Here is a 12,604-nt window from a genome sequence, read left to right as displayed (position 1 = left end):
TTTTAAAAAATCTGTCGGGGTTTGGATTTAAAAACTAAGTTTGGATTTTACTTTAATCCAGCCAGACTCTGCTCGATTGTTGCAATCTTAGCCAAAGCATCGGCTTGTTTTTGTTTTTCTATATTTAAAACTTTTTCCGGAGCTCCGTTTACGAATTTCTCGTTAGAAAGTTTTGCTTCAACAGATTTCAGGAATCCTTTTGTATAATTTAATTCTTCTGTCAGTTTTGCAATTTCAGCTTCAACGTCGATATTTCCTGTAATCGGAATGAAATATTCATTTGATTTTACACGGAAAGACAATGCGCCATCCACTTTTTCAGAAACATATTCGAAAGCGGAAATGTTCCCTAGTTTTGTAATAATTGAATCAAAATAAGTTGAAACATTTTCGCTATTGATTCCTTTTAATTCAATCGTATCTTTAAAAGGAATATTTTTATCTTTTCTAATCGTTCTGATTCCTGAGATTACTTCAATTGAATTTTCAAAATCAGAAATCAATTTTCCATCAAAAGATTTTAATGCCGGCCAAGTTGAAACAATTAAAGCTTCTTCCGGAGTTCTTTCAGCAATTAACTGCCAAATTTCTTCCGTTAAGAAAGGCATGAACGGATGCAACAACTTCAAATTGTTTTCTAACATTTCGATCGCTTTCGCAAAAGTTACGCTGTCAATTGGCTGTTGGTAAGCTGGTTTGATCATTTCTAAGAACCAAGAACAGAAATCATCCCAAACCAATTTATAAATTGCCATTAGAGAATCTGAAATTCTGTATTTCTCGAAATTATCTTCAATATCTACTAAAGTCTGCTGCAATTTAGCTTCATACCATTCAATAGCAACTTTTGATGATTCTGGCTGTGGAATAGTTTCTGAAACTTCCCAACCTTTAATCAATTTGAAAGCATTCCAGATTTTGTTTGAAAACGCTTTTCCCTGATTACATAATTCTTCATCAAACATAATATCATTTCCTGCAGAAGCACTTAAAAGCAATCCTACACGAACACCGTCTGCACCAAATGCGTCGATCAAATCTAAAGGATCAGGAGAGTTTCCTAATGATTTAGACATTTTACGACGTTGTTTATCACGAACTAAACCAGTCAAATATACATTTGTAAATGGTTTTTCGCCTGCATATTCGTAGCCTGCAATAATCATTCTCGCAACCCAGAAAAATAAAATATCCGGACCAGTTACTAAGTCATTTGTTGGATAATAGTATTTATAGTCTGGACTTTCCGGATCCATAATTCCGCCAAAAACAGACATTGGCCATAACCAAGATGAAAACCAAGTATCTAAAGCATCAACATCTTGTTTTAAGTTGTCGGTTGTTAGTTGTTGGTTGTTGGTTTTAGCTTGTGCTAATTTTAATGCGTCTTCGATATTTTCTGCAACTACAAAATCTTCTTTTCCGTCTCCGTAATAGTAAGCCGGAATTTGTTGTCCCCACCATAATTGGCGTGAAATATTCCAATCGCGGATGTTGTTTAACCAATGCGCATATGTGTTTTCAAAACGTTTTGGATGCAATTTAATATCTCCTGTTTCTAAAACTGACTTAATTGCCGGTTTCACTAATTCTTCCATTTTCAGGAACCATTGATCCGATAGTCTTGGTTCGATTACTGCTTTTGTTCTTTCAGAAGTTCCTACTTTATTTAAGTGGATTTCGGTTTTAGCCAAAGCTCCAATTTCTTCTAATTCTTTTGCAATTTCAGTACGAACTACAAAACGGTCTTTTCCCTGATAATGTAATCCGAAACTGTTTAGAGTAGCATCTTCATTAAAAATATCAACGATTTCCAGATTGTGTTTTTCACCCAACGTTTTATCGTTCATATCGTGTGCAGGCGTAACTTTTAAACATCCTGTTCCGAATTCTACATCTACATATTCATCTTCGATAATTGGAATTACTCTTCCACAAATTGGAACAATCGCTTTTTTACCTTTTAAATGGGTAAAACGCTCATCGTTCGGGTTGATACAGATAGCAGTATCTCCGAAGATAGTTTCAGGACGTGTTGTAGCAATGGTCAGGAAATCTTCTGAACCTTCGATTTTATATTTTAAGAAAAATAATTTCCCTTGTTGTTCTTCGTAAATTACTTCTTCATCAGATAAAGTAGTTTTTGCTTCCGGATCCCAGTTTACCATTCGGTATCCTCTGTAAATTAATCCTTTGTTATACAAATCAACAAATGACTTAATTACAGAAGCAGACATATCTGGATCCATCGTGAATTTAGTACGTTCCCAATCGCAAGACGCACCTAATTTTTTAAGCTGCTCTAAGATTGTTCCGCCGTATTTATCAGTCCATTCCCAAGCGTGTTTTAGGAATTCTTCGCGGGTTAAATCATTTTTATTGATTCCTTCTGCTTTTAATTTCGCCACAACTTTTGCTTCTGTTGCAATAGAAGCGTGATCTGTTCCAGGAACCCAGCAAGCGTTGAATCCTTTAAGACGTGCACGACGAATTAAAACATCCTGAATGGTATTGTTCAACATATGTCCCATGTGAAGGACTCCAGTGACGTTTGGCGGTGGGATTACAATGGTGTACGGTGTTCTATGATCTGGTTCTGAATGAAAATAGTTGTTTTTCATCCAATACTCATACCATTTATTCTCAATCGTCTTAGCGTCAAATTGTGCTGGAATTGTCATTTATAGGTTGTTTATTCGTTTAACTGTTTAATTGTTTTGTTACAACTTATTAATTGTTTTTTTACTGTTTTTCGGTGAAACGAATTAATGGTGAAACAATTAAATAAAAAATTGGTTTAATTTTTGTATTTGTAACTGACAGCAAAAGTAAATAATTAAGTACACTATAAAAAACGAATTAATAATTTGTGTATTAATTAAAAGAAAGTATATTTACTCCTATCTTAAAAACAATTTCAAAATGAAAAATGTTATTAAATTTATTGTAATCGTATTGTTTAGTGTAGCGGGTTATTCTCAAAACGGTCCTAAAATTGAGTTTTCAGCTCCGGACAACACTATTGATTACGGAAAAATTTCTAAGAGCGATAATGCAGTCCGTTCGTTTGAATTTACCAATACCGGAAATGCACCCTTATTAATTATTGATGCCCAATCTACATTGAGTTCAATTATTGTTACAAAACCCTCTGGCGCAATACAGCCGGGAAAAAAAGGAAAAATTGACGTAAAATATAACATGGCTGCAGGACCAATCCGTAAAACGATTACTGTTGAAACCAATGCTGTAAATTATCCTGACGGAAGAGTTGCCTTAAAAATTAAAGGTGAAGTTTTATAAAAATAATTTTAAAGAAAATAATAAAGCCGTTTCATTAGTTTGAAACGGCTTTTATTTTTTACAAGTAACCAAAATTATCTAAATTTTCTACTTCCTGACCGTTTTACTTACCAACGCAGTCAATGCTGTCAAACTTATATTTTACACGTTCAAAGTCAATTGGTTTGTCTTTAACCAGATACGTCACACCCATTGTAGTCTGCATTGTTCCGTTTCCTAAGATAAGCTGTTTGTCTTTTTTTAAAAATGCCATCGGATTTTTGAACGTTTTTTTATTTGTTCCCTCTGTAAAAGTATAATCTGCAAATAAAGTATCTCCATGAAATTCCCCTTTGATTTCGCCAATTCTTTCTGCGGCGCCCGAAACTTTCATTGACATGTTTCCGCTTATTTTACCATTTTTTAAAGTATTCAATTTTAAATCAATAGTATCGTCTTCATAAACTGCTTTATAACATTGTGTACTTACCACTTTTTCAGCTTCAGCATTTATTGCTTCCGCTTCTTTTTGTTTTTCCTCATTTTTACAACTTTGCAGTCCGGATAGAGACATAATCAGACAGGATAAAACTAGCTTTTTCATAAATTGATATTTTTAATTTCATGGTTATCCTATAAAATTAATAAAAAAGAAGCCATGGAAAGGCTTCTTAGTTAAATTTATTATTCAAAAATCTACAAATTTTTAATGACAAATTCAGATCTTCTGTTCAGCTCGTGTTCCTCTTCTGAGCAGGCAGCATCTGTTTTGCATTTTATAATTGGAACAGATTCTCCATACCCTTTGGCAGTTATCCTTTTAGCATCAATTCCTGATTGTATGATAAACTCTCTGGTAGAAACTGCTCTTTTTTGTGATAAATCTTCGTTGAATTTAGCATTTCCTCTTGAATCGGTATGTGAACCGATTTCGATTACCATTCCGGGATATTTCTTCATTAGCTCTACTACCCTTCCCAAAACTACTTTTGATTCTTTTCGTATATACCACATATTGTAATCAAAATAAATAGGATCTGTTTTAATAATAAGTCTGTCTTTATCCCTTACAACATCTTTTTCCTGAGCTAAAATCTGATCAACCTTTTCTTTTTTCTTTACTTCTGCTGCAGCAATTTTATCAGCTTTGGCTCTTTTTTCTGACTCTTTTAAAGCGATTATTGCAAGAGCTTCTTTTTTCTTATTTTCTTCTTCTATAATAAGTTCCTGTTTCCTTTTATTTTCTGCTATCTGTTTTTCTTCCTGCTTTATAATCTCCAACGATTTTAATGTTATTGAAGCATCGTTATTCGCATTTCTGGTCTTACCTGAGGTTAACGATTTTGAGTTACTGGTATAATTTTCTCTAGAAGCTAAGACCGTATAAGAAGCTTCACATGGCACAGTAAAGCTAAATTTTCCGTCAATAGTTGTTTTTACTAAGTTCAGCTGTTTTTTTCCGCATCCTGAAGTTCTACAATTGCATTTTCTAAAGCTAGTTTTGTATCAGCATCTGTTATGATTCCGGTAATAAACTGTTTACAATCTTCAACTACCAAATCCTTAATTTCTTTTAACTGATAAATATCATCACTTCCTTTTCCTCCTTTTCTGTTTGAAGCAAAATAGCCTTCTTTAGTATCGGAATCAAAGTAAAATGAAAAATCATCTAAATTGGAATTAACAGGTAAACCAACATTTACTGGTTTTTCGTATTCTTTTCCTTTAATTTCAGAAACGAAAATATCAAGGGATCCATATCCTAAATGTCCATCAGATGAGAAATAGAGTTTGTTATCTTTTGAAAGAAATGGAAACTGTTCTCTTTTGTCTGTATTGATAATTGGACCTAAATTTTTAGGCGTATCAAAAGCGCCCTGATTTATATTTACTGAATAAATATCAAAAGAGCCTAATGTTCCCGGCATATCGGAAGCAAAATACAATACTTTTTCGTCAGTACTTAAAGCGGGATGTTCTACAGAATAATTGTCACTATTAAAAGGAAGGGAAACAATATTGGTCCATTTTCCGTTAACCAATTCGGCTTTAAAAATCTGGAGATTTGAAATTTTTTCGTCATTTTTTCTTTTGCTGCCGTTTTTAGAATTATTACGGGTAAAATAAATTGTTTTGCCGTCTTTTGTAAAAACAGCATTCGACTCATGCATTCCGGTTTTTAATTCATTCGAAAAATAATGTGTTATCTGTTCCTGTGAATTTATATTTTTGACAGGAACAGCAACCAAATTCAGGTAGGTAGCATTATCCCATTTGTACTTTTTATCAAATAATCCCGGTTTTAGTTTCACTCCGGCAAAAACCAGGCTGTCGTTGTATTTTACAGCTCCAAACTCTGAATTTGGGGTATTGATGGCTAAATTTTTAATTTCGAAACGGTTTCCAATTGCAGCAACATTTTCTAATGTTTTGATCTCTTTTTCAAAATTCGATAAATCTTCAATATTGGCAGATTTTGAATAATATGTTTTTAAAGCTTCGGTTGCTTCTTCCAAATTCTCTGTAGCTTTGAGGGTTTGGGCATATTTGAAATAGTAATTTCGGTCTAAATCTTTATCATAATTTTTAATTAAGAGCCTGTAGTAACGCTGTGCTTTTATCAAATCGTTCGTATAATAATAGGAATCCGCGAGGTTTTTAATGACTTCCTGCGAAGGTTTTTCATCAGCTAATTTCTCATATAAAACAATAGCCTCAGTATAATATGTTCTGTCAAAAAAACGCTTAGCCCTGCTCAAATCCTGATCCTGGGCTTTTATAAACTGTATAGAAAATACGAATATAATAACGAGTAGTTTGTTCATATTTCTCATTTTAAAAGAATCTTGGTGATTTATCATATCCTCTTCCTAATAAATCTAAGTCAAAAGCAGCATAATCTCGTGAGTCCCTGAATTAAACTGTCCCAAATTTGAAACAGTATAATCATAAGCATATCCAATTCTAAGAGACGGAGTAACATTTATATTCATCAAAGCACTTACGGCATCATTAATTCTGTATGCAGCACCAAGTTCAAACTTTTCATTATACAAAACATTGGCTGTTATATCGACTGAAATGGGTGCACCGGAAACAAATCTGGACATAAATGCAGGTTTTAATTTGAAGGCATCACTAATCTGAAAAACATATCCGGCAGTTAAAAAAATATGAATTTCTTCGGAACCGAAAGCATTTATTCCTGATTTTTCTTCGATATGTTTTGAACTCAATAAATTCGGAACAGACAATCCCACATAATATTTATCCGTAAAATAATAGGCTCCTGCTCCAATATTAGGCTTTGTAACGTTTATATTTTCGGCGAAAGCCAAATCTGTAGCGGGATCAGTAAAACGAAATCCGTTAAAATTCGTTTGTAAAGAAGTAAAGCCTGCTTTTAATCCTAAAGAAAGTTTATTTTTACCTTGTAATTGAAGTACATAAGCAAAATCAGCATAGAAATTATTTTCTTTTTTTGCGCCATCCCCAATATCATCTGAAATTAAAGAAGCACCGACTTCAATCTTTTCGCTTAAAGCGGTATGACCAAAAAAAGTAAATGTTTTTGGCGCACCTACTGCTCCAACCCATTGTGTCCTGTATAACCCTCCTAAGTTCATCATAGCAGCAGTACCGGTTGCATAAGCCGGATTTACGACACTCATATTATACATATAATGAGTGTATTCGGGATCTTGCTGGGCGGATGAGAATGTAACGTAAAAAAGGAAACTTATAAAAAGTATTATTTTTTTCATTGAGATGATATTAAAAGTAAATGAAGGATTATCTATTTAAATAAAGACGACCTTGCTGAGGCGGTTTATTATCTTTATTAAAATGGATAACATAAAAATAGACCCCATTTGGCGCTACTCCGTCACCAAAACCTCCTCCTTCTAAATTTCTACCATCCCAATCCGGTTTGTTTCTATTTCCTTTAAACATAACATTGCCGTACCGATTATAAATTTCGAGAGAATAATTTGGATATAAAAAATCAATTTTAAGGATTTTAAAAGTATCGTTTACATTATCTCCGTTTGGTGAGAATCCGTCCGGAACAAAAAATGTTTCATATTCGGTTTCATCACAATGACTCAAGGACACCTTCACTTCTAAATGATCTTCTGAAATACAATTTGTAGAAGTTGATATATCGAAACCATAATAAGTTGTATTGTCTGTAAGAGGCGTTGACGCAGCAAGCAAATTACCATTACTTAAAGCATCGTACCAGACTACTGTTGATGCCACATTGGTGTTATTAGATAAATCTAAAATAGCAGGATTTTCTAAACCACAAAAATTTTGTCCATCAACATCTAAAACTGGTGCTGGTGAATCGCTTACTGTAACCTTAATCATAGTAGCAGGTGAGGTACACCCCGCTGCTGAAGTTTCGGTTAGCCAATAATCCTCTGTTTTTAAAACATACGTATTAGCCAAAGGTGTGGTAAGAGCTGATGAATTATACCATTTGTACTGACTTCCATTTGGGACTAAATTTGCAATTGTAGCTCTTTCAATTTTACAAAATGACCGGTCCGCTGCAGTTGGTGCTACCGGAATAGGATTTAGTACAAACGCATCAGAAACTGTTGTCAAATTAACATCACAGGAATTGTCATTATTTACCAGATTGACAATCGATATAGCAGTCGGTCCTGTATTGGGCAATAACACAGCCGGGATTATAAAGTCTGCTTTTCCATTTGTAGCCGCTAAACTAATAGTTTGTAAGGCTGCAGTATTACTGCCTGATAAAAGATATGAAATAGTAACATTGGTAAGCGTACCTAAGCCGGAAACTGAAGCCTTAAAAGGTTTATTAATACAATCATCCAACACTTCAACCTTAAGATTCGATGCATCAGGCAATTTATTTATAATTAAATTCCCAATTAAGTTAGCTGTATTGGTACAGTAAGGAGTTGCCGCATTTGTAACGTTTGTAATTATAATAATTGAATTTCCGCTGTTTGCATTTAAGTTTGACGGAATTGTAAAATTTGCATTTCCTCCCAGTACCTCTATGGTTGCCGTTTGTCCTGTTGCTGTATTGGATCCTGAAACATTATACTTAATGATGTAAGTTCCGTCTTCTAATCCTGAAGCATTTGAAATTGATGCCTGAGAACTTTTATTCTGACAAGCTGTAGTAAGTGTAAAAACAGCTCCATTTAAAACCGGCGTTTTATAAACATGCAAAACATCTGATAAATCATTAATGATATTTACACAACCGCCTTCACTGCTAGACTCATCAATTTTTGTAATTCTGACTGTAAAACTACCTGGCTGTTGAAAATAATTCCTGCTTAAAGGAAAAGTTAAAACTCCATTGCTAAATGTTGTTAATACTCTTTTTGTTTCTCCGTTCGGACCTGAAACATTGTAGGTTACATAAAATTGCCCATTCGGGATGTTCTGAATTCCCTGTGTCAATATTGCCGTATAAGTAGCGGTTTGAATTTCAGACTCGCAAATATCATTTCTCACTTCTAATTTTGCTCCGGTAAAATCGTATTTCTTTTCAATTTTGATTCTTACAACTGCTGTTTCTTTATTACAAACCGGACTTGTAGGTAAAACTGTATAAGTAAATTCATATTCCCCTATTCCATAAGTATTAAATATTTGCTGAACATTTATATTATGATCTTTTATAAAAGTAATCTGTCCTGTACCGTTATTATCCGTCCATGTTCCTCCTGGGTCTTGTCCAGATAACCTGTCATTTAGGTCAAGATTGGAATACACCGAAAAATCACTGTCTTCACATAATATTAATGGTGCAGGGGTTCCCGGTTCCGGAGACCTGAAAACAGTTACAAATCCTGTTGAAGAGACAGCAGGGCAGCTTCCAATAGCAGCAATAGAATATGTAAATTTATAAGTTCCAGGCACGAAGGTTTTTGCATTAATAACACTAGAGGAAGCAGTCTGATTTGTATCATTGTACCAACTTCCTCCAGATTGTGGGCTTAAATGACTATCCCCATTGAATATCTGAAAAAGATTAAATGCAGTATCATCACTACAGGCTGAAGCTTTTTCTGCAAAACCTGCATATCCGCCAATAATAACTTCGATAGTTGCAGAATTATCTGTACAGCCATTTATGCCTGCTACAGTATAAGTATAATGATATATTCCTTTGAAAGGAATTATCTGAGCATTTAAAATACCCGTAGTTTCATTTAAACCTCCCGAATTATCATCATCTGACCAGGTACCCCCGGGTACAGCAGTAACTCCCAATAACGGGAAAAGATCTATTGCCTGACTGGTAATATTCGGAATATCACAAACTTCAAAAGGAACTGATGAATCCACGCCCGCACATTGTGAAAAAACTTTAGTTGGATTTAAGAAAAAAACAAGGAAATAAGTGTTAAAACCTATTAATAAAAAGTATTTTTTAATCATACAGTAACTAAATTTTTGTTAAAAATACTTAAATTATTTAACAAAACTATTTAATCTTACAAAACAAAACACTAATAATTTCATTATCAAACATAAACAAAAGAAAAAACTACAACTCATCTTCTAATCGAAAACGGAATTTTAGCAATACACTGTTACGCTCAACTTCTAAATTAATCCAGATATCTTCTTCTGATTTCAAAAGGTTATTAATTTGTTGCAATGTATATTTATAAGGCTTAGTATTATTAATACTAATGATAACATCTCCTTTTTGGATTCCACTTTTTTCTGCTGCTGATTTTTTACGTACATTAACAATTTCAAAAATTGGTTTTAATTGAAATTTATACCTGAAATCATTATTGTTTTTATCGTTAAAATTTTCATCTGTTGCGTTACCTACTCGTACTGTCTCTAAATGTACGGTTTCCTGCACCCATTGCAAACCATTATGCTGAACTGTGATTCCACTTTTGTTGTAACTGAAAGGTTCGTTAAATTTATTGTTTTTTTTCAGATACATTTTTTTATCAGCATAATCCAAAACAATAGTAAATCTTTTTAAAACTTCTCCACCAACTGAACCAATTCTATTGGCAACCAATTTTACATTTTTTATAGAGCTTGAATCAGGAAAAGAAACAATTGGATTTTTAAATGTAAAATCAGCAAGCGAAAAATTAGAAATTTTGGCTCTATGACCTTCTATGTCACCACTAAAGCCTTTTCCCAGAAAATCAGGAAAATTCTTTTTTGGTAATTTAATTTTATCATTTTCAAAAACCCAGAATGAATCGCTATTACCAATATCTATAAGCAATTTTGCGGGAATATTTTTATCTGCAACCATCGCCGAAGCTATAACATAAGGTTTAGACCTTTCAATAGTAATAGGTATTGTTTTAAAGTTTTTATCAAAGTTATTTCTAACATTCTCATTATTCTGATGTACAAAAATTTTTTTCTTTTGATAATTAATTTCTACTACATTATTTTTAAAAAATTTGTATCCTATTATTCCGTTAACCGGAATTCCAACATGTGAAGACAGATTGAAGCCCTGATCTAAAATAATATAAACCAAATGATTAATAGATTTTAAACCGTGCGTTACCAGAATATTATTTGTTGATTTTAAGCCTTCTATTTCCTCTTCACTTCCTAATCCGCGAAGTTTAATTTTCTCCACATTTTTAAAACTAACCTCTTTTTTGTCCTCCATGCTGAATAAAATTGTTTCATCAACCCCAGAATCTAATAAAAAGTTTAATTCAATGCCATTCACCTTAATGGGAATAAAAACTAAATTATTAATTAGTTTAAAAGGAATCACCACTTTCTTTTTATTCCTTTCAATTAAAAAATCATCCTGAGCATCTGATATAAAAGATGTCAAAAGCAAAAAAAACAATAAGATATATTTTTTCATTGACAATTTTTATTATAAAATTACTAAAAAAACTGATTATTGTTACATTTTTAGAACTGCCTCTATTGTTTACGTTAAATCCGAAAAAAAAATGCAAATTTGCACTTCAATAATTTATACTCATGCCAACAATTTCACACAAGGGTAGAAATATGCCCGAATCTCCGATACGCAAGCTGGCTCCTTTTGCAGATTTAGCAAAGAAAAAAGGACACAAAGTGTATCACTTAAATATTGGTCAACCGGATATCAAGACACCCGAAGTGGCCATCGCGGCGGTAAAAAATATTGATTTGACTCTTATAGAATACAGTCCGTCTGCAGGATATGAAAGCTATAGAAAAAAATTAGCTCAATTTTACCAGCGCCAAAATGTAAACGTTAATACAGAAGACATCATTATAACTACTGGTGGCTCTGAAGCTTTACTTTTTGCACTGGCCACAATTACAGATCCCGGAGATGAAATCATTATACCGGAACCTTTTTATGCTAATTACCATGCCTTTGCATCCTCAACAAGTGCAACTGTAGTACCACTTGTTTCTACAATTGAAACTGCATTTGCCTTACCAAGTATTGATGAGGTTGAAAAATTAATTACACCTAAAACAAAAGCCATTCTGATTTGCAATCCCGGAAATCCGACTGGATATTTATATACAGAAGCCGAAATTAAACAATTGGCAAGCTTAATAAAAAAGCATGATTTGTATCTAATTGCTGATGAAGTCTATCGTGAATTTTTGTATGATGGAGATGATGAGCATTTTTCTGTAATGAATTTAGAAGATGTGCAGCAAAACGTGATCATGGTCGATTCTGTTTCAAAACGCTACAGCATGTGTGGTGCCAGAATCGGTTGTTTAGTAACAAAAAACAAGCAGGTCTTAGCAACGGTAATGAAATTTGCGCAGGCACGTCTGAGTCCGCCAACAATTGAACAAATAGCTTGTGAAGCTGCAATAGACACCCCTCAAAGTTATTTTGATGAAGTAATTTCAGAATATAAAAGTCGTCGCGATACTTTGATTACGGAACTAAACAAAATTGAAGGTGTAATCGTAACCAAGCCTAAAGGCGCTTTTTATTGTATTGCACAGTTGCCAATAGACAATTCTGAAGATTTTGCACAATGGCTTCTGGAAAGTTATGATTTGAACGGAGAAACTGTAATGGTAGCACCGGCAGCAGGTTTTTATTCCACTCCCGGAATGGGTTTGAATCAGGTTCGAATTGCTTATGTATTAAATAAAAAAGATTTGATAACCGCTGTAAATATATTAAAAGAAGCACTTACCGCTTACAACAAAAAATAACAAGAGTTAAATAAGGACTTCGAAAGACAATAACTAATTAAGCTATTGTCTTTTGTGTTTTTAAAGAAACCAGGTTGAGCTTTAATTTAATATTTATACAAAAAAGGAGTAATTAATAGTAAAAACGATTGAA

General features: G+C 33.3%; 9 protein-coding genes. 2 read left to right on the top strand and 7 right to left on the bottom strand.

Annotation, left to right across the window (positions count from 1 at the left end):
• Positions 1-47: 47 nt before the first annotated feature.
• On the bottom strand, positions 48-2,681 hold the full coding sequence (locus P5P89_RS15370) for a valine--tRNA ligase (protein ID WP_278009129.1): 2,634 nt from the start codon (positions 2,679-2,681) through the stop codon (positions 48-50).
• A 241-nt stretch (positions 2,682-2,922) separates the two neighbouring features.
• Between P5P89_RS15370 and P5P89_RS15365 the strand changes: the two genes are divergently transcribed.
• Positions 2,923-3,303, top strand: coding sequence for a DUF1573 domain-containing protein (locus P5P89_RS15365; protein WP_278009128.1), 381 nt, complete (start codon positions 2,923-2,925; stop codon positions 3,301-3,303).
• Between the two features lie 103 nt (positions 3,304-3,406).
• On the opposite strand, the gene P5P89_RS15360 is transcribed toward P5P89_RS15365, so the two are convergent.
• From P5P89_RS15360 to P5P89_RS15335, 6 genes are all read right to left on the bottom strand, one after another.
• Positions 3,407-3,886, bottom strand: coding sequence for a hypothetical protein (locus P5P89_RS15360; protein WP_278009127.1), 480 nt, complete (start codon positions 3,884-3,886; stop codon positions 3,407-3,409).
• A gap of 92 nt (positions 3,887-3,978) precedes the next feature.
• Positions 3,979-4,686, bottom strand: a complete 708-nt coding sequence (locus P5P89_RS15355) for an OmpA family protein (protein ID WP_278009126.1) — start codon at positions 4,684-4,686, stop codon at positions 3,979-3,981.
• 41 nt (positions 4,687-4,727) lie between these two features.
• On the bottom strand, positions 4,728-6,107 hold the full coding sequence (locus P5P89_RS15350) for a hypothetical protein (protein WP_278009125.1): 1,380 nt from the start codon (positions 6,105-6,107) through the stop codon (positions 4,728-4,730).
• Between the two features lie 54 nt (positions 6,108-6,161).
• Positions 6,162-7,046: a PorP/SprF family type IX secretion system membrane protein gene (locus tag P5P89_RS15345; protein ID WP_278009124.1), complete on the bottom strand. Its 885-nt coding sequence runs from the start codon at positions 7,044-7,046 to the stop codon at positions 6,162-6,164.
• A 28-nt stretch (positions 7,047-7,074) separates the two neighbouring features.
• On the bottom strand, positions 7,075-9,720 hold the full coding sequence (locus tag P5P89_RS15340; RefSeq protein ID WP_278009123.1) for a gliding motility-associated C-terminal domain-containing protein: 2,646 nt from the start codon (positions 9,718-9,720) through the stop codon (positions 7,075-7,077).
• Positions 9,721-9,829: 109 nt separating this feature from the next.
• Positions 9,830-11,152, bottom strand: coding sequence for a PDZ domain-containing protein (locus P5P89_RS15335; RefSeq protein WP_278009122.1), 1,323 nt, complete (start codon positions 11,150-11,152; stop codon positions 9,830-9,832).
• Positions 11,153-11,274: 122 nt separating this feature from the next.
• Here P5P89_RS15335 and P5P89_RS15330 point away from each other — a divergent pair, with 122 nt between their 5' ends.
• Positions 11,275-12,471, top strand: coding sequence for a pyridoxal phosphate-dependent aminotransferase (locus tag P5P89_RS15330; protein ID WP_278009121.1), 1,197 nt, complete (start codon positions 11,275-11,277; stop codon positions 12,469-12,471).
• The last annotated feature ends 133 nt before the right edge of the window (positions 12,472-12,604 follow it).

The sequence above is a fragment of the Flavobacterium gyeonganense genome, assembly GCF_029625295.1.
GTDB lineage: Bacteria > Bacteroidota > Bacteroidia > Flavobacteriales > Flavobacteriaceae > Flavobacterium > Flavobacterium gyeonganense.
The sequence above is the reverse complement of the archived record's forward strand: the minus strand, read 5'-3'. Positions and strand labels throughout refer to the sequence as shown.